This is a genomic window from Parafrankia colletiae, from assembly GCF_001854655.1.
In the GTDB taxonomy this organism is placed as follows: domain Bacteria; phylum Actinomycetota; class Actinomycetes; order Frankiales; family Frankiaceae; genus Parafrankia; species Parafrankia colletiae.
In genome coordinates, this window is the sequence record NZ_MBLM01000152.1 from 43,882 (window position 1) to 63,076 (window position 19,195).

12 protein-coding genes are annotated in these 19,195 nt (G+C 71.9%); 6 read left to right on the plus strand and 6 right to left on the minus strand.

Annotated elements, in window-relative coordinates; translation table 11 throughout:
• Positions 1-1,043: 1,043 nt before the first annotated feature.
• The 5 genes from CC117_RS27055 (at position 1,044) to CC117_RS27080 (ending at position 9,911) form a co-directional block, all read left to right on the plus strand.
• A complete protein-coding gene (locus CC117_RS27055; protein ID WP_071089041.1) occupies positions 1,044-2,069 on the plus strand; it encodes an NAD-dependent epimerase/dehydratase family protein in 1,026 nt (341 codons plus the stop codon).
• Positions 2,069-2,662, plus strand: a complete 594-nt coding sequence (locus CC117_RS27060; RefSeq protein WP_071089044.1) for a dTDP-4-dehydrorhamnose 3,5-epimerase family protein — start codon at positions 2,069-2,071, stop codon at positions 2,660-2,662. Before CC117_RS27055 ends, CC117_RS27060 begins: the two co-directional genes overlap by 1 nt.
• Before the next feature lie 624 nt (positions 2,663-3,286).
• Positions 3,287-4,570: a class I SAM-dependent methyltransferase gene (locus CC117_RS27065; protein ID WP_071089047.1), complete on the plus strand. Its 1,284-nt coding sequence runs from the start codon at positions 3,287-3,289 to the stop codon at positions 4,568-4,570.
• 1,292 nt (positions 4,571-5,862) lie between these two features.
• Positions 5,863-8,106, plus strand: coding sequence for an MATE family efflux transporter (locus CC117_RS27075; RefSeq protein WP_071089051.1), 2,244 nt, complete (start codon positions 5,863-5,865; stop codon positions 8,104-8,106).
• Between the two features lie 221 nt (positions 8,107-8,327).
• Positions 8,328-9,911, plus strand: a complete 1,584-nt coding sequence (locus tag CC117_RS27080) for a Wzz/FepE/Etk N-terminal domain-containing protein (protein ID WP_071089052.1) — start codon at positions 8,328-8,330, stop codon at positions 9,909-9,911.
• A 522-nt stretch (positions 9,912-10,433) separates the two neighbouring features.
• Here the strand turns inward: CC117_RS27080 and CC117_RS27085 are convergent.
• Positions 10,434-11,786 carry a hypothetical protein gene (locus tag CC117_RS27085; RefSeq protein ID WP_071089054.1) on the minus strand — a complete coding sequence of 451 codons (1,353 nt, stop codon included), beginning with the start codon at positions 11,784-11,786 and terminating at the stop codon, positions 10,434-10,436.
• A 458-nt stretch (positions 11,787-12,244) separates the two neighbouring features.
• Here CC117_RS27085 and CC117_RS27090 point away from each other — a divergent pair, with 458 nt between their 5' ends.
• Positions 12,245-13,498: a glycoside hydrolase family 26 protein gene (locus tag CC117_RS27090; protein WP_241830470.1), complete on the plus strand. Its 1,254-nt coding sequence runs from the start codon at positions 12,245-12,247 to the stop codon at positions 13,496-13,498.
• Positions 13,499-13,523: 25 nt separating this feature from the next.
• Here the strand turns inward: CC117_RS27090 and CC117_RS27095 are convergent, their stop codons facing one another.
• The 5 genes from CC117_RS27095 to CC117_RS27115 are packed head-to-tail and all read right to left on the minus strand — an operon-like array spanning position 13,524 to position 18,416.
• Entirely contained in the window at positions 13,524-14,390 is an 867-nt protein-coding gene (locus CC117_RS27095; RefSeq protein ID WP_084132871.1) for an SDR family oxidoreductase, read from the minus strand.
• Entirely contained in the window at positions 14,387-15,313 is a 927-nt protein-coding gene (locus CC117_RS27100; protein WP_071089056.1) for a phytanoyl-CoA dioxygenase family protein, read from the minus strand. Before CC117_RS27100 ends, CC117_RS27095 begins: the two co-directional genes overlap by 4 nt.
• On the minus strand, positions 15,276-16,046 hold the full coding sequence (locus CC117_RS27105; RefSeq protein WP_071089058.1) for an IspD/TarI family cytidylyltransferase: 771 nt from the start codon (positions 16,044-16,046) through the stop codon (positions 15,276-15,278). The genes CC117_RS27100 and CC117_RS27105 overlap by 38 nt, the downstream gene beginning before the upstream one ends.
• Complete coding sequence (locus tag CC117_RS27110; RefSeq protein WP_071089060.1) at positions 16,043-17,554, minus strand: DUF4910 domain-containing protein; 1,512 nt, start codon at positions 17,552-17,554, stop codon at positions 16,043-16,045. The genes CC117_RS27105 and CC117_RS27110 overlap by 4 nt, the downstream gene beginning before the upstream one ends.
• 19 nt (positions 17,555-17,573) lie before the next feature.
• Entirely contained in the window at positions 17,574-18,416 is an 843-nt protein-coding gene (locus CC117_RS27115; RefSeq protein WP_071089062.1) for a glucose-1-phosphate cytidylyltransferase, read from the minus strand.
• Positions 18,417-19,195: the final 779 nt, after the last annotated feature.

Below are 19,195 nucleotides of genomic sequence, written 5' to 3' on the forward strand. Positions count from 1 at the left end.
TGACCGGTTGCGGACGGGTGGATTCGTGCCGGCTCCTGGCTGGACCCCGTTGGCCGGCTTCGGCAGGCGCTGGTCAGGCGGCACTGCGGTGGCCGGGCCGGGCCCGGTGGTTTCTCCGGCGCGGTGACGGCGGGGCCTGCCTGGAATCCACTCCGGTCCGCGAGTCAATGTTCTCGCTGGTACGAATCCGTAGCACTCGAAGGCGCTGCCCGGATTATTGTGTGGGTCAGGGATGGGTGCGAGGTTCCGACGTGGTCGACGCCGGCGGGAATACACGTGGACCGGCCGGATCAATGCGTGCGACGGCCTCGGACGCGGGCCTCCGGCTGTGCGCGAGCGTTCCTCGGGTCGCCGTTCAGGCGTGTCGCGGGCCGCATCAGCCCGCTGTCCCGGGGCGGTCGCGTGTGCGGGGTTCGCCGCTGGCAGCACTGCGGTCCGGCCGGGTGGGAGATCGCCGGCACAGGCCCGGGGCGATGGGCCGCCGCGAGTGGGAAAAGGCGCTGGCGGCGGTGAACGGCGCTGTGCCGAGACCCGCGGTCGAGGCGCGTTGAGCGGTACTCCGGTAGCGCCTCGTGCGATCCTCTCGTGGCATTTCCAGGAACCGTTCTCCGGCACCGTTCCGCGCGATCGGCGGGCGGGGAATACCGGCGAACCGGCCGGGTTCCGAACGGGCGCGGCCGGCGGGCCGGCGAGCACGGTGCAACGGTTGTGGGATGGTCACCCGGACCCCGGCAGGCCGTCGGCGGCGCGGGGCGGCGTCTACCTCGTGGCGCCCGGCCGGCGCCCGGATGAGCGCCGGATGGGCGTCGGCGCCAAGGCCAGGACTGTCCGGTGCCGGCGGTGGTGACCGATGATCGTCGGGGATGGCGGCACCGAAGCCCACGCCGGGCGGCGATATGCGCAGAGTGGCCGTCGCCAGACGGACAGGAACGGAACGGGGCGTCGCTCAGGTGCCGTCGGACCACCTCGGTACCTTCTGGGGTCGGAACGTTGGGTCACGTGTGAATCCCGCGTGCCGTCGTCGAGATCGGGAGGACTCGCGGATGAAGGTGCTCGTCACCGGCACGGAAGGCTACCTGGGCTGCCTGCTCGCCCCGGAGCTGCTGCGCGACGGTCACGAGGTGGTCGGCGTGGACACCGGCTACTACAAGTACGGCTGGCTCTACCGCGGGACCGACCGCGTTCCGTACACGCTCGACAAGGACCTGCGGAACCTCACCGTCGAGGACTTCGCAGGTGTCGACGCCGTCGTCCACATGGCGGAGCTGTCGAACGACCCGCTGGGCGCCCTCGCGCCGGACGTCACCTACAAGGTGAACCACCAGGGCTCCGTGCGGCTGGCGAAGCTCGCCAAGGAGGCGGGCGTCCAGCGCTTCGTCTACATGTCGTCCTGCAGCGTGTACGGCGTCGCCACCGGCGAGGACGTCACCGAGGCGTCGCCGGTGAACCCGCAGACGCCCTACGCGGAGTGCAAGGTCTACGTCGAGCGGGATGTGGCGCCGCTCGCCGACGACACGTTCTCGCCGACCTTCCTGCGCAACGCGACCGCCTACGGCGCGTCGCCGCGGATGCGTTTCGACATCGTGCTGAACAACCTGGCCGGTGTCGCGTGGACGTCCGGCGAGATCGCGATGACGTCGGACGGCACGCCGTGGCGGCCGCTGGTCCACGGCCTCGACATCGCGAAGGCGATCCGCTGTGTGCTGGCGGCGCCGCGGGACGCCATCCACAACCAGATCTTCAACGTGGGCGACAGCGAGCAGAACTACCAGGTGAAGGAGATCGCGGACGCGGTCGCCACGGTGTTCACCGGCTGCCGGCTGAGCTTCGGGGACAACGGCGGCGACAACCGCAGCTACCGCGTGTCCTTCGACAAGATCGCGACCCAGCTCCCCGGCTTCGCCTGCGACTGGGACGCCCACCGCGGCGCCAAGCAGCTGCACGAGGTCTTCAGCCGCATCCAGCTGGACGACGAGATCTTCACCGGGCGCGGGCACACCCGCCTCAAGCAGCTCCAGTACCTGATCGGCACCGGGCAGGTCGACGCCGAGCTGTTCTGGACCGCCTGATGATCCTCAGTCCGACGGCCGTCGAGGGCGTGACGATCGTCGACGTCGAGGCGTTCACCGACGCCCGCGGCCTGTTCGCCCGCACCTTCTGCCAGGAGGAGTTCGCCGCCGCCGGGCTGGAGGTGGCCGTCGCCCAGTGCAGCGTGGCCTACAACCGGCTGGCCGGCACGGTGCGCGGCATGCACTGGGCGGGGGAGCCGGTGCGGGAGACGAAGCTGGTCCGGTGCACCCGCGGCGCGCTRCTGGACGTGGTGGTCGACACCCGGCCCGGTTCGCCGACCTACCTGCAGCACGTGTCGGTCGAGCTGACGGCGGAGAACCACCGGGCGCTGTTCATCGCGGCCGGGCTGGCGCACGGCTACCAGACCCTGGTGGACGACACCGAGGCCACCTACCAGATGAGTGTGCCGTTCACTCCCGGGCACGACCGTGGTGTGCGCTTCGACGACCCGCGGCTCGGTATCGCCTGGCCGCTGCCCGTCTCGGTGATCTCGGACAAGGACCGTGCCTGGCCGCTGCTTCCCGCCACCGACATACCGAGCAGCGAGACCGCGCCCGCACCCGTGCCCGCACCTGCCGGCCGGAGCGCCTGACGGATCCCTCGCCATCGCCGTCCCCGGCCGCCCACTCCACCCGCCCTCCGGCTGCCCTCGACCGCCACCGGAGTGGGAGGACGCGATCCGTGCCGGGGCGACAGCAGGGCCGGGCCTGCCGAGATGCCCGGCGTGCTTGCCTCAGGTCAACTCCATGCGTGTGTGACACTCACGTGACGGGAAAGGCGCCTGCGGTGGGTGCGTCCTGGGCAGGACCCGGACAGCGCGGCGCAGGTGCGGGTCGCGAACGCCACGGCGGCAGTCGGGAGCCGCGGCGACGGCGATCAGCACCGCGGCGGCGGGCGCCTGACGACGGCGAGCGTGGAGAAGGCGGCGGGCGGCGTGAACGTGGTGGGTGGCGTGAAAGTGGCGGGGTGTCATGAGGGTGGCGGGCGCCGGAACGCGGCGAAAGCCGTGACAGCGGCGAAAGCGGCACCTGACGTGGCAGTTCGCAACGCTGAGTAGCGTGGAGGTGGTCCGGACACGGCTGACGGCCGTCGTGCCGTCGACGTCATGATTCCGTACGAGGCCGGGTCCTCGATCCGGGCCACTGCATCCGAACCGCAGCATCCGAACCGCCGCTCACTGGTCACCGCCCGTAGGTCACCTCGAACAGGGGAACGCATGTCATCCGGAAGCACAGCAGAAGGAAGCCCGGCCGGGACGGGACTCGCCGCCCCGGTCACCGCCTGCAGGTCCTGCGACGGGCCGGCGCCTCGCCTCTTCCTGTCGCTGGGCGCCACTCCCGTCGCCAACCGGCTGGTCAAGGCCGACGCGCTCGGTGCCGCCGACCCGGTCTTCCCCCTCGAGGTCGGCTTCTGCGAGCAGTGCGCGCTCGTCCAGCTCACCCACGCGCTTCCCGCGGACGAGATCTTCGACGCCGACTACCCGTACTTCTCCTCGTTCTCGGACATGCTCGTCCGGCATTCGGAGAAGCACGTCATCGATCTGATCGCCAGCCGTGACCTCGGCCCGGACAGCCTCGTCGTCGAGGTGGCCAGCAACGACGGCTACCTGCTCAAGGCGTTCGTCGAGCGGGGCATCCCGGTGCTGGGCATCGAGCCGACCCCGGGCCCCGCGGCCGCCGCCCGCAAGGCGGGCGTGCCCACCCGGGAGGAGTTCTTCGGGGCCGACCTCGCCCGCGCGCTCGTCGCCGAGGGCCTGAAGGCGGACGTCATCATCGCCAACAACGTGATGGCGCACGTCCCCGACCTGAACAGCTTCGTCGAGGGCTTCTCGATCCTGCTCAAGGACGACGGCGTCATCGACGTCGAGAACCCCGGTGTCGGGGCGCTGCTGGCGCACAACGAGTTCGACACCGTGTACCACGAGCACTTCTGCTACTTCTCCACCATCGCGGTGGACGCGCTCATGCGCCGGCACGGCCTCGCTCTCGCCGGCGTCGACGAGTTCCCGGAGCTGCACGGCGGCACGCTGCGCTGGCGGATGCAGCACCAGGCCGCCGCCGAGCCCGCCAGCTCCGTCGCGACCGTCCTCGACGGCGAGCGCGCCGCCGGCCTCGGCACGTTCGACCGGTACGCCAGCTTCGGCGGCGACGTACGCACCCTGCAGACCGAGCTCACCGAGCTGCTGCGGTCGCTGCGCGCGGACGGGAAGTCCGTCGCGGCCTACGGCGCCGCCGCGAAGGGCGCCACGCTGCTGAACTCGACCGGCATCGACCACACCCTGATCGACTTCGTGGTCGACCGCAACGTCCACAAGCAGGGCAAGTACATCCCCGGCGCGCGGATCCCGATCCTGGACCCGGCCGTGCTGCTCGAGCGCCAGCCCGACTACCTGCTGCTGCTCGCCTGGAACGTCAAGAAGGAGATCATCGCCCAGCAGGAGGAGTACGCGGCGCGAGGCGGGCGCTTCATCGTCCCCGTCCCCCGCCCGGTCGTGCTCTAGGAAAAGCGCCCGACCAGGGAACGCTCTACAAGGGAAGCGGTAMCCACCGAAACGATGACACCAGTGTCGGTAGCCACCCGGTTGYGCCCCGCACCCCGTGGCCCGGACGTCCCGCACGTCCCGGGTGGATCGGGGTGTCCGGCGTGACCGATCTCGGCACGGAGCCGAGGGCGGCCGGCGGCGAGGACGACGATCTCCCGCCCGAGACGCCGCCAGGCGATGCCGGCACCACGCAGTACGTCCCTCGTCTCCCGCGGCACCCCCGTTCCGGGCCGGACACGCCGGAGCAGGGTGTGCCCGAGCGTGATGGCCGGTGGCACGCCGACACAGGTGGGTGGTCCGGTCAGGGCGGCGCACGGCCGATTTCGGACGTCCATGTGGGGACCCCGGCACCGCGCAACGTCCCGCCCCGGGGCAGCGGGAATCCTGGCGGCAGCGGGCATCCCGGCGGCGACGTCCCACCGGGAACGCCGCCGGATCAGGCCGCGGGGCCCGGCCCACGTCGGCCACCGTCCGGCCCGATCCTGGTGGAAGGCGCTTCCGGCCCGACCCGCCGCGGCCCGGACCGGACCCCGGCGCCTGGCCGGACCCCGCCGCCCGGCTCCGGGTCCGGTGTGGTGCGGACGCCGCCGCCTGGCCGGACCCCGCCGCCCGGTTCCGGGTCCGGTGTTGTCCGCACGCCGGCGCCTGGTCGCACACCGCCACCTGGTCGCACACCGCCACCTGGTCGGACGCCGCCGCCCGGTCGGACGCCGTCGCCGGAGGCGGACGCGGCGTCCCCGTCGGGTGCTTCGCGTGCGCTGACACCGCCGCCGGGCTGGACCGCCATGCCGCGACAGCCGGTCGGCGACACCCCCCCGCCCGGGCCGCCGTGGAGGGGCGACACCGACCGTCCCGCGACTGCGCGCAGCCAGCCGGGCACACCGGCAGGCGGATGGGTGCCACCGGAGACCACGGTGCGCATGGCGAGCGGGCCGCTGCCCTCGATCCCGCCCGAGCCGTCGACGCGCGGCGATCGTCCGGTGGAGGGGGCGCGCCAGCCGACACCGGCTCCTGGGCGGCGCCCGCCCCCCGGCCAGGACTCCTCGCCGGGCTTCCGGGTGGACCTGCCCACGCCGCCGCCCGGGCAGAACCGGCCGTCCGGACCCGTTCATCCGTCCGCACCGGCATCGGGGTCCGCGCCGGCTTCAGGGTCCGCGCCAACATCAGGGGCCGTGCCGGCGGGGCCGTCCCCGTCTCCGCCCTCCCCGAGTGGCGCCGAGCCGGGTCGGCGCGCGGGCCGCGGCTGGTCGGTGACGGGCCGACGGGACCAGCCTCGTCCGGAGGCCGGCGCCACGGGGCGCGGCGGGACCGGCGCGGGTCCCTATGTCGGCTCGGGTCGTGGCCGGGACCCGTCCGGTGGGCGCGGTCCGTCCGATGGACGAGGCCGGGGCCGTCGAGGCGGTGGCGAGGCCAGACCGGCCGGGACGCCCGGCTCGGACATCCACTTCATCAACGCGTTCACCGAAACCGTCGACCTGTCCGCGCTGCGCCGCCGGCTCGAGATGGAGGACGCGGGCACCCCCGAGCAGACGGAGTACATCCCGCGCCTGTACGGCCGGAACCGCCCGACCGATGCCGCCAGCACCCAGGTCGTGCGGCGACCTGGTGCCGCCGGCGGCAGCTGGGACGACTGGTCCGGCGAGACGGCCCGGCCCGGCCCGGCCGGCCCCGGCGGCCCGGGTGCGGACCCGGCGTCCACGGGAACGCAGCGGGTCCGTTCACCGCACCGGCACCGGGCCGGCGCGGCTGGGGCGGCTGGGGCCGGTCGGGGCGAGGGCGGCCCGGCCGAGCGACTCTCCGGCACGGGGCCGATCGAGGACCAGACGGGCCAGCAGGCCGCGGTCGGTACCGGGTCGACGAAGTCGAAGGCGATCTGGACGCTCGCCGACCAGGGGGTCTCCAGCGCCACCAACGCCGCCGTCTCGTTCCTGATCGCGCGGCAGGTGAGCACGTCCGAGTACGGCGCCTTCGCCATCTCCTACATCATCTTCTCGGTGATCATCGGGCTTTCGCGGGCGGGCTGCTGCCTGCCGCTCGGCATCGCCTACTCGGGCAGGTCCGCCAGCGCCTTCCGTTACGCCGCCGCCTCGGCGACGGGGACCTGCCTGGCTGCCGGTGCGGTGCTCGGGGTCGTGCTGGCCGGGGCGGGTGCCATCCTCGGCGGCTCGGTCGGCGCCGGCCTGGTCGTGATGGGCTTCGTCCTGCCCGGCCTGCTGGTCCAGGACGCCTGGCGTTACGTGTTCTTCGCCCAGGGCCGACCGTTCGGCGCCTTTCTCAACGACATCGCCTGGGCCGCTGTCCAGATGATCGGCGTGACCGTCCTCATCGAGCGTGGGGTGAAGGCCGCTCCGCCGATGCTGCTGGCCTGGGGTGTCTCCGCGCTGATCGCGGCCCTGCTCGGCGTGGCGCAGGCAGGGCTGTGGCCGGCGCCTTCCCGGGCACTCGCCTGGATCCGGGAGAACCGGGCCAACGCGATGAACCTGTCGGYGGAGTTCGTCACCGTCCAGGGTGCCCTGCAGGCGTCGATCCTGCTGATCGGCGTGCTCGGTTCCAAGGAGATGGTCGGATCGCTGCAGGGGGTGCGCACCCTGCTTGCCCCGACCACGGTCGTGGGCATCGGGATCGTCAGCTTCGCCGTGCCCGAACTCTCGCGCCGCAGCGCCATGTCCGCCCGGGCGCGGGAGCAGGCCGCGGTGCTGCTGACGGCGATCGTGGTCGGTCTCGGCGGCCTGTGGAGCGTTATTTTCCTGCTGTTCCCCCGCGTCGGAGAGGCGCTGCTCGGGGACACCTGGCCCGGYGTGCACGCAATCCTGCTGCTGTCGGTCCTGCACTACGCGGGGACGGCGGTGCCGACCGGTCCGGCCTGCATCATGTACGCGCTCGGGCACACGAGGACCACGTTCCGGATCAACCTGGTCATGGCGCCGATGCTGTTCGCGTTCCCGCTTGTCGGGGTGCTGATCGGCGGGGTGCAGGGCGCCGTCGTCGGATTCAACATCGTGTTCTGGGGCATCGCGCCGGTCTGGTGGATCGTGCTGCGCCGCGTCATCCGCGAGCACGAGGCGAAACGCCTGCAGGCCCTCGCCGACGCCGACCACGCGGGCGCCGCGCGGGGCGGCAGCCGGCAGGCGGCGCGGCAGCGGGATGACGGCAGGTGGGATGCGGACGGCATGCAGGATCCGGATGCCGCCGCGGGCGCGGAGGATCTGGTGGGCGCAGGGAATCCGGCGAGCACAGAAGGTCTGCTGGGTGTCGACGGYGCGGGCAGCGCGGATCTGGCGATGGGTGCCGGGACGTCCGGCCGGCACGGGGCGGGCCGCAACGTCCGGCTGATACAGGGCCCCGAGCAGGACCGCCCGGGTGCCGGCGGCCGGACGTCCGCGATGATGCGCACGCCGCCCCCGGCCGGGGGCGGATCTGCAACACCGACCGGTTCAGGACCACAGGGAAGCACGGACGGCCGAACTGAGAGCGGAAATTTACCCGAACGGTAGCTTGCATCCGTGCTATAGGTCGCTCACTTTGAGCTATCGGCTATGCTCACAAATCGGTTCCGTCAGATCTTGGCCGTGGTCCAATGACCGGGCTTGACGCTCCAGTGGGGGGCCCAATTGACTCCGCTTCACACGCCACCGGCAGGGCCCGCGTCGACGTTGGTCCGCGCGCGGCTGGCTGGCTCCTTCGAGTCGGTCAGAGGTACTGAGGCGGGTGTCAGGTGAGCCGCTCGGCACAGCCGCCGGCCGAAGGTGGCCGCGCACCGTCCGCTCCGTCGCTGGTCCGCATCGTCAGACCGCGGTGGATGGTCATCGTCATCGCCACGGTCATCCTGGCCGCGCTCGCGATGATCGTTTCGAAGCAGCAGGCGGCCACCTACGAGGCCAGCTCCCGGATCTTCCTGAACACCAGCGAGGACACCCTCGGCGGGAACTCGGTCGACGCGGGCCGCTTCACCCAGACCCAGGCCCAGGTCGCCACCTCGACGGCCACGATGGACCGGATCGCCGAGGATCGGAAGATCTCACGTGCGGACGTTGCGGACCGTCTGGAGACGACCCCGTCGGACGAGGGCTACTTCTTCGTCATCACCGGCACCGGCYCGAGCCAGCAGGCCGCGATCGACTTCGTGAACTCCGCGATCGCCGCCTACACCGCCCAGCTCGGCACGTCCGGCTCCGGCGAGACCACGACCATTGATTCGCTGACGGCGGTTCGGGACCGGAAGGCCCAGGAACTCTCCCAGCTCGAAGCCCCCCGGACAGAGACAGCCACCCCGGTGATGGTGGCGCAGGCCGACGTGCTCCGGAAGGAGGTCGGGCAGCTCAACGACCAGATAGCCGCAGTTGGCGTAGGTCAGGCAACAGCGACCACGACAATCCGGCTTGCGGAGTCGCCGCGGTCGGACGGGCAGGTCGCACCGAACACCTTCCGCAACGTTCTGGTGGCTGCGCTGCTCGGCCTGTTCGGGTCCGTGGCCGGGCTGTGGATCATGTACCAGCGGCGCCCGACGATCCTCGACCCGCACAACTCGGCCGACCTGCTGGGCGTGCCGCTGATCGCGGACCTCCCGCCGAGCCGGACGAGTGCCAACGCGGCGGAGACCCTGGTCTCGGCGATGTCGGCGGTGATGTCGCCGACCAGCAAGGTGGTGGCCTTCACCCCGGCCTCCCGCACGGACCTCAGCTCCGAGCTGGTGGCTGCTGTGGCCGCCGCCTGGTCCGACGACCAGGGCGTCGTCCTGATCCTCGACACCTCGGCGCAGTCCGAGGTCCGGGCGTCCCTCGAAGGGCTGCCGCGGGCCACCTCGGCCGAGCTGCCCCGCTGGGCGCACGAGCCGACCTGCCTGGCCCGCTCCTCGGGCACCGGGCGCGGCCACATCCTCTACAACCGGGTGTCGCCGGCCCGGGCGGCCCGTCCCGGCGGTCTCGCGCCGATCCTGGCCGACCGCGCGCCCGTCGTCGACCTGGTCATCCTCGTCACGGCCGCGCTCGCGGACCTGCCGATGACGGCCGCCTCGGCGATCCAGGCGGACGCGGTCGTCGTCATCACCTCGTCCGACACCAACCTCAAGGAACTCGAGCAGGTGCCGCGCGACTGGCCGGCCCTGGCCGAGCGGGTCGTCGGTGTCGTGCACGACGGGCGCACCGCCGTGCGGCGCAACGCCGGCGCGGGCGGTCGCGGTGCGGCCCCGGCCTCGGTGGAGTCGATCACGTCGGCGTCCCCGCTGGGCGCCGAGCCGGCCGGTCGCGGAGTGCGCGACACCGAGACCACGGACCGGTACGCACGGCCCGCGAACCGCTGAGCACCACGGCCGCCGGTTCGCCGGCGGCCGTCACCAGCACGTAAGGCAAGGCAGGAGGGGCCCCCGCCCGCGACGAGCGGGTGGGGGATGTGGGACCGCACCGAATGAGGGGCGGGTTGGCCTGGATCTGGCAGAGTCCGGGCTGACCCGCCCCTCGCTGTCTGCCCGGAGCGCCTGACCACCGGTCCGCTGAACGCGGCCCGTGCATCCAGCAGGATTCACCTCGGTGCCTGGCCCCGGCTGCGGGCCGCGTCCACGGTGCCGCTGGCTACCCCGTGGTGCGGCTCGCTGCGCTGCCAGGCCTCGCGGCTTGGGCCACCGCCTTCCTCAGTCGAGCTTGTTGCAGCTCTCGCCTCGTCAGCCGTACACGGAAGGACCACCCGGCCCCGCCAGGACGGCTGGTGATCGCGGACGTCCCGAGAGCTGCTCCGAACGTGCGGTCTCCAYAGAGGTCTGCGGAGCGCAGCGGACCGGGTTGCGTTGGACCGGGCCGGGAAGCTGACAGGCTGGTGAGGCCCCCGCTCAGACCTCGTGCTGCGCCGGGGCCAGCAGAGCGGCGGAGGGCTGCGCTGCGCGGGGGCTGGGGCGGCCGCGGTTCCAGCGCTCGTCCTCGGGCGTGACGGTGTACCAGGAGACGAGGAGCATGCCCAGTGTCGTTACCACGGGGCTGAGCAGACCACCCGACAGCACGCTGTAGAAGACGACGACCGACCCGGACAGGACGAACGACGGCGAGCCGCGCACGAACATGCTCAGCACGAACGCCAGGAACGCGACCGTGCCGAGGATGCCGTACTCCAGCACGAGCTTCGGCAGGAGCGCGTAGTTCAGCGGCAGGCTCGTCCGCAGGAAGAACGCGGTCGCGTCGCGGTCGGCGAAGCCGGGACCCTGGCCGAAGACGACGGTCGCCGGGTCCTTGTCGAGTGCGTCCCAGGTCCTGGTGTAGGGCTGGACGAACCGGAGGCTGCCACTGGAGTTGTTCGACGACGTCTCGGTGGCGCGTTCGGCGAAGATGCTGGCAGCCGGGGTGAAGCTGAGGACCAGCACGACGATGCCGACCCCGATCAGGGCCGTGGTCGCGAACCGGGCTCCCTTGTGGACGGACAGCAGCACCAGGGCGATGGCGAGCAGGACAACGCCGGTGCCGGAGACCGTCGAGAGCAGCGCCATCACGTAGAGGAGGTAACGCCACCAGTTGCCGTTGCGCAGGATGCAGACGACGACGCCGAAGGCCAGGAACTGCGAGCAGAACGACGGTTCGAGGCAGATGAACGCGTTCGACTTGTAGAGGTCGGATCCGTACTGCACCGGGTAGCTGGTGTTGAACCCGTGCATGCGGAAGTCGTAGGGGATCACGGTCAGGACGTCGGTGTACTTCCACCCGACGAGCTGGATCGCGAACTGGAAGAGGGCGATCCCGGCGAGGATCGTCGTCAGGGTGACGAACCGGTCGAGGATGCGGGGGAAGATCGCCTTCGCGTCGGCCGGGGCGAGCCCGAAGCACAGCGGGATGTAGGTCGCGAACAGCAGCACCAGCGAGGTGATGGCGCTGTCGTCCAGCTCGCGCAGGAAGGCCACCAGTGCGGCGGCGCAGCAGGCGGTCATCGCCAGCAGGTAGGCGCGCAGCCGGCCGATGTTCAGCTGGATGTCGCCGTGACTCAGCATCACCGCGACGCCGATGATGGTGATCGGCAGGATGAGCTGCAGCTGGGCTCCCGCGACCGGGATGGCGAGCCGCTGCAGGAAGATGTTCGCGCACAGCAGCACCGTGAGTGTCTTCAGGATGCGCGCGTTGCCCGGTCGCCTTTCGGCGGCCTCGGCGGTGGGGATCACCCACGAGCGTGGAATCCTCGTGGTGAGGGTGGTGGTGACCACCTGCTCCCGCCCCCCGTTCCTAGCGCAGTCGGATATGCCCCGCCCGCGCCCGCCCTGCCCGCGGCGCTGGCCACAGACGCCATGCGTCGGCTCGGGGCGCCAGTCTAACTGTGGGTGGAATGCGGCCCCGTGGCGGCTGCTCCGGGCCCATCGCGACCAGGTATGGTTAGCAAACCTCACGTCACGTCATTGTTGCGATAGGCGATCTTGGTTGTGCCTGTCGCATTGATCGTGAGGAGCTGAAGCCAATGGGCACGTCCACATGCTTGTAAAGATCTGACCATCTCCGTGGCGGGGGAACGGTCCGTCCCCGGTGCTCCGTTGGGCGGATCAGGAGCGCCCGGCCACGAGCAGGCACCGCTGGCACCCCGGTCCGGCGCCAGGTCCGGCGTGCGCTGCCGCATGTCATCGAATGATCATCAAGGTGCGGAGGTGTGTCAGCGATGGAGGTGGGGGGCGTGGAACATCGCCGAGGGGAAGGTCCCGACGCGGGACCACCGTCCGGTGGTGAGTCGCCGACCGGCCAGGCAGCCGCTGCCGCTGACGAGGGCGTGACGGGGCACCGCCGCGGTGCGGGCGGTGCGGGCGGCGCGCCGCGGCGTGCGGGGTCCCGATCGCGGGCGCGGTCGCCGTGGGCGGCCGGGAGTGACACCGCGACAGGTCAGGGCCGGCGGCGGCAGCGCCGGGTGCTGGTGCTCGGCGCCGTCGGCGCGGCGCTCGCCGTGGTGCTGCTCGCCGTCAGTGTGATCGTCTTCACCGGCGGGGACGACGGCCCGCCCACGACCCATCCGACCACGACCGGCGTGAGCTGGGCGTCCGGTGCGAACGCCAACCCACCGAACGACCTCGGCGCCTGGGAACAGTGGGTCGGGCGCCCCACCGACATCGCGATCCTGTTCACCGCCCGGACGAACTGGGAGACGGTGACCCAGGCCGACTGGCCGATGTCCGACTTCCGCGACTACCCGGGTGCGCTGTCCATCGCCCAGCCGCTGTTCCCCAGGGGCAGCAACGAGGCGGCCTGCGCGCGCGGTGAGTACGACGGCCACTGGCGCGACTTCGGGAACACCCTCCTCCGTAACGGCCGCCCGGACGCGATCGTCCGGCTCGGCTGGGAGTTCAACGGCGACTGGTTCCGGGACTGGCTTCCCCGCGACAGCGGGACGTGGAAGGTCTGCTTCACCCGCGCGGCGGCGGCGCTGCGGTCGACCGCACCCCAGGTGAAGATCGAATGGAACATGACCGCGCACCGGGACACCATGGAGAAYGGTGACGGTGTGTGGGAGGCGTATCCCGGGGACGACGTCGTCGACATCATCGGGATCGACGCCTACGACAGCTCCCCGGCGTCGATGACCCAGAAGATCTTCAACGAGCAGTGCAACCGGCCGTCGGGTGTCTGCACGGTGGCGCGCTTCGCCCGCGAGCACGGCAAGCAGCTCGCGGTGGCGGAGTGGGGGCTGGACCGGCGCGCCTCCGCCGGAGGCGGTGGCGACAACCCGTTCTACATCGAGAAGATGTACGAGTTCTTCCTCGCGAACCGGGACATCCTCGCCTACGAGGCGTACTACAGCGCCTCGCCGGACGAGAACGACAACGTCGCCTCGTCCCTGCACAACCCGGCGACGAACCCGGACAGCGCCCGGCGCTACCTGGAACTGTTCGGCGGGCCCCGCCGGCCGGCGACCGGCACCTCCGGAGCCGCCCGGTGACCGACCAGCCGGCCCGCCGAGGCCGCTAGTAGGACTTCTGCGCCGGGCGCAGGTGCAGTTCGGTCACCTCGGCGGTGCGGGGGAGCAGCGCCAGGTAGGTGACCAGGTCGGCGACGTCCTCGGCCTGGATCAGCAGTTCGGGCCGGTAGGGGCGTCCCTCCCGCTCGAAGATCGTCTCCTGGCGGGGGGTCGCCGTCCGGCCGAGGTGGATGGTCACGACGCGGATGCCGTCGGCGTTGACCTCCTGGCGGAGGCTGTCCGCGACGGCGCGCATCGCGTGCTGGGTGGCGGCGAACTGGCTGGTGCCGGCACCCGCGCGGACACCCTGCGAAGAGTTCATGATGACCACGTCCGCGCCGTGGGGAGGCCCGGCTCCGGCTCCGCCGGGCCCGGACTCTCCGGAATCGGCGGCGGCCCGCARGGCGGGCAGCAGCGACCGGGTCAACGCGAAGGGGCCGCGGACGTTCGCGGCGTACTGCGCGTCGAAGTCGTCGACAGAGGCGTCCTCGATCCGTGAGCTGAGGTAGCCGCCGGCGCTGTGGACGAGCAGGTGCACGCGCCCGTACCGGTCGACGGTGTCGGCGGCGAACCGCTCGACGGCCACGCTGTCGGTCAGGTCGAGCTGGACCGGCACGAGTGCACCGCCCACCGGGCTGGCCGGGCCGGCCGCGGCGGTCTCCTTCGCGAGGGAGTCGAGGCGGGCCTGGTCCCGGCCCAGCGCGAGTACGGTCGCGCCGTCGGCGGCGAGCCGCCCGGCCACGGCCCGTCCGATACCGCTCGACGCCCCGGTGACCACCGCCACCCGGCCGGCGAACGTCCCCGGCGCCGCACCGAGCGCGCCGGCGGCGTTGGTGGTGTCGGCGGTATCAGCGGTATCAGCGGTGTCGGTCACGAGGCGGTCCCGTGCTCGTAGACGAGCATGGCGTCCGGCAGCGGGGGAGCCTCGTCGTAGGTCAGGCAGACGTCCTCGGCGATCCTGCTCAGGTCGGTGCCGCGCAGGTAGTCGCGCATGGTGGTGCCGGTGCACTCCGAGTCGACGTTCACGGCGCCCACGTGGTTGATCACGTCGTCGAAGTGGACGGTGCGGAAGTCGATGCTGAACCGGGTGCGGCCGGAGGTGTTCGGCACCGAGGAGTGCAGCTGGTTACCCGAGAAGATCAGCATGCCGCCGGGAGGCGCGACGACCCGCGTCTGCGGGAAGATCTCGACCTCCTCCTCGGGCTTCGGCTGCACCCGGGTGTCCGACTTGATGTGCTTCGCGGCGGACGCGCGGTTCGTCTTGTTCCACTCGTAGTAGTTGTACGTGCGCGAGCCGTTCTTCACCGCCTGGGTGAAGTAGCGGGGGTGGAAGGCCAGGCCGTTCTCCGGGACGATGTCGAAGATCGGCATCCACCAGTTGAGCTGGCAGAACGGCGCCGAGTACCAGGTGTCGCGGTGCGGGTGGAAGGCGTAGGCGATACCCGAGGTGAGGTAGTCGTCGCTGGTGGACGTCCGCAGCCGAGGCACGTCGAAGTACGTCCTGCTGATGTCGCAGCCCAGCTCGGCGAGCATCGCCGGGATGAGCTCCTTGCAGGTCGGGTGGTGGATGAACCGCGGCTTCAGCTCGGCGAGCAGAGCCGCGTACTCCTCGACGGGTATGTGGTGCTGGGCCGTCTCGGGATCGAGGTCGCCGAAGGCCTCCCGGACGAGCCCGCGGGTGAACTCGACGAACGCCGTGGTGCTGGGCCGCGGCGAGTAGACGAAGAGCTCGCCTTCGTAGAGCTTGGCGCGCCGCTCGTCATCGGACAGCGCTGAGTCGAGCAGCACGGTGCTCATCGGGTTCCCCCTCGTCCTGGACGTGAATGAGAAGCAGCCGGGCGAGGTCGAGCTCCTCCGGCGTGGTGACGTGGATGTTGGCCGGTTCCCCCGCCACGACGACGACCCGGCCGCCGGCGTCGGCGACCATGGCGGAGTCCTCGACCGCCTCGACGGCGCCGGCGTGCGCTGCACGCAGGGCCGCGGCCCGGAAGGCGTGCGGTGTCTGCACCAGGCGGTGGGTCTCCCGGGGCAGGGAGGCACCCGTCACGAGGTCGGTGCCGGCATCCGGGCTGTCGTCCCGGGGGATCTCCCGGACCTCCTTGACCACCTCGGTCAGCGGGAGCCCGGGCACGGCGCCGTCCGCCCCGGCGCGGACCGCCGCGACCACCGCGCGGTAGAGCGCCGGGGAGGCCAGCGGGTGCGCGGCGTCCGTCACCACGATCACGTCGGCGTCGGCCGGGACGGCGGCGAGGCCCGCCCGCACCGACTCGGCCCGGGTGGTGCCACCGGGCACCGCCCGGACGCCGGGCGGCGGCACCCACCGGTCGAGCAGCGGTGCGGGGAGGACGACGACGACCCCGTCGCAGGCGGCGGAGGCGGACCGCACCGGGTGCGCCACCAGTGGATCGCCGCCGAGATCCGCGAACTGCTTGGGTCCGCCGAACCGGGTGCCGCCGCCCGCGGCCAGCACGATCGTCCAGGCCGCCCCGCCATCCGCCGGCACACCGGCCGGACGTCCGCCGTCGGTCATCGGATGACGACCTCCGCCGTCGGCGAGGGCGGCACGGAGGGTGGCGGCACGGAGGGTGTGGAAGGCGCGGGCATGGCGGGAGCGCCCGGTCGCGTGGGGGGTACGGGCAGGGCTGCCGTGACAGGCATCTCCGGGACCCCCGTCGGYGGGACGTGCGCGATGGGCAGGGTGTCGCGGGCACCCGGGCCGCCGGCGGCAGCGGCCGGCGCCGCGACCAGCAGACCGACGCCGGCCAGCGCGTCCGCCGCGTTGGCGACGGCGTCGAAGGGCAGGTCGGCCCGCTCGGCGATGTCCAGCAGGCTGTTCGTCCCGTCGGCGAGGTTGAGCACCCACAACAGGCCCATCTCGATCGACGCACGGTTCATGGTCGCGCCGATCGACCGGTACAGCCCGCGTCGGCCGAGCTGCGGCTCGCCGTAGGGGGAGGTGTTGCGCCAGACCTGGTCGGCCTCGCAGATCTCGATCGTCCGGCGCAGGATGGCGAACGAGTCCGCCAGCGCCTCCGGGGTCACGAAGTCCAGGTTGTCGGCCGAGGTGTGGTACTCCGGGTACTCGCCGTGCTGGCTGCGGCCGAACCGGCCGAACGGCAGGTTGAAGCCGGGCGAGCAGAACTGGCGCTCGTCGTAGCCGTAGGGGGAGAAGTCGACGATCCGGTGCGGGCGGCCGGTCTCGGCGAGCGCGCGGGCCGTCGCGCGGTCGATCGTCGCGTCGCCGCGCCGGCTGCGCTTGTACGTCGGCGCACCCCTGTCCCCGAGCCCGGTGAGGACCAGGCCGTGCCGGATGCGTCCGGTCACGGCCGGGTTCAGGGCCAGCCAGGCGATCGAGCCGATGGTGCCGGGGATGAACAGCAGCCGGTAGGTGAAGCGGCGCGGCTGGCTCGCCAGCATCGCCGCCAGCTCGGTCGCCACCGCGATGCCGGACGAGTTGTCGTTCGCCATCGCCGGATGGCACAGGTGCGTGGTGACGAGGAACTCCTCGTCGGTCGCCCCGGGCAGGACGATCTCGCCGTAGGTCAGCGAGCCGTCGGTGAGCGAGGTGTCGATCTGCACCTCGTACTCGCCGTCGGGGAGGGCGGCGAGCTGCCGGTCGGTCAGGCAGAAGCCCCAGGCGTCGTTGTAGTAGGACGTCCGGTAGGGCACCCAGTCCGGCCGGTCCGGCATCGAGTACAGGTGTCGGCGCAGGTCCTCCAGCGGCATCCGGGCGTGCGTCGGAACGCTGTAGCCGAGCAGGTGCAACGGGTTGTCGGCCGCGTCGAGGACGATCCGCCCGTCCGGCCCGATGAGCCGGGCGCCGTTGACGTTCCACTCCCGCGGCACGGTCCAGTCGAGGACGGGCGTGCCGCTCGGCACCTCGTGCACGGTGAGCGGCACCTGCGCGGGCAGCGCCGCCCGCACCAGGTCGAGCGTGGCCCGCACGCCGTGCCCGGTGATCGAGCGCATCGGCGGCATCAGCGTGGCGACGAGGCTGTGGAGGCGGTGCCCTGTCGCGTCGTTGTCGGCGGTGCTCATGGGTTCGGCGTCCGCTCGCTCAGTCGGCCCAGACGCGCCACGGCGCGGCGCCCGCGTCCCACAGCTGGTTGAGCTCCGTCCAGTCACGGAAGGTGTCCATACCCATCCAGAAGCCCTCGTGGGTGTGCAGGGTGAGCTGGCTGTCCCGGGCGAGCTGCTGGAGCGGGTGGCGCTCGAGCATGGTGGACGGGTCGTCGTCGAGGTACTTGTCGACGAACTCGCGCTCGAAGACGAAGTAGCCGCCGCTCACCCAGCCGGTCGCCGGGGGYTTCTCGGCGAACTGGGTGACCGCGTTGCCCTCCGTGACCAGCTCGCCGTAGCGGCTGGACGGGCGGACACCGGTCACCGTGCCGATCCGGCCGGACCGGACGTGGTCGGCGAGGACGTCCGCCACGTTGATGGCGCCGACGCCGTCACCGTAGGTGATCATGAAGCGCGGGCCGGTGAGGTACTGCGCGACCCGGCGCAGGCGGGCGCCGGTACCGGTCAGCAGCCCGGTCTCGGCGAACGTGACCTCCCAGTCCTCGTCGCCGGCGGTGTTGTGGAACTGCGGGGTGTGGTCGTCCGACAACCGCAGCGTGAAGTCGGCCACCTGCTCGCGGTAGGCCAGGAAGTAGTTCTTGATCAGGTCGCTCTTGTAGCCGAGGCACAGCACGAACTTGCGGAAGCCGTAGTGCTCGTACGTCTTCATGATGTGCCACAGGACGGGCTTGCCGCCGATGTCGACGAGCGGCTTGGGGAGCTTCTCGCTGGCCTCGCGCAGCCGGGTTCCCATGCCRCCACAGAGGATGACCACAGGAATGTCGCGCGGGTCGACAGCCGTGGTATCAGTCGTAGAAGATCGGGTTGTCTCGGTCGTCAAGGCGGTCGCGTCTCCCGTGTCGGTGCCCCGGCGGACCCGGGGGCGGTTGGCTTCTCCAGCCCGCGGCCGGTCCGGTGACGTCAGATATGCCTATGTCAGCTGTGGCTCGCCTGCCGCGGGCCTGTCGGCCCTGCCCGCGGGCCTTTCGGCTCTGCGGGCCCTGCCTGCCGGCCCGGGCCGGCTGCGGAACTGCCTCCCGCCGTGGCAGCCGGTGCGGCCGTCCTGCTCGCCGGCGTCACGGGCGGAGCGGGGCCGCGGGGGGCGTTGCCCGGCGAGGCGGATGCGCAGTGTCCTCCCTTGGTCCGGGCGCGACGCGGCAACGGTACCGTACCGCCCTTTCCGTGCTGGTCCACGACCCCGCGGCCCGGTTGTGGGCCGGCGGGGGCCACCGGGCCGGCCCCGGAGCGGCGACCACGCCGAGTCGGGCGGGATTCGCCCGGTCGCGTGTCGCGGCCGGCCCGCGGTCCGCGACGGGGACTCCTCTACCTGTCGTCGACGTTGACGTGAGTGTCTGAGCAGTGGTCTACCCGGTCCCTTTGTCGCTGGCGTCGGAGGGCCTTGTTACGGTTTGTCGGATGCCCCGGGATGAACGCCGTGTCGCGGCCTCTCCCGGCCCCTCCGGACCCCGCGGTGCGGAGATCCAGCACGTCAATAACGTCGTCTTCTTCTACGTCGGCCGGGAGGTAAGATCCATGCTTTCGGTCGAACTTTTTACTTTTAGTGAACGACCTGGTCGGTTCCGCGAACCGGTCCGGAGTGGCATCGCGCCCGGGGGTGGA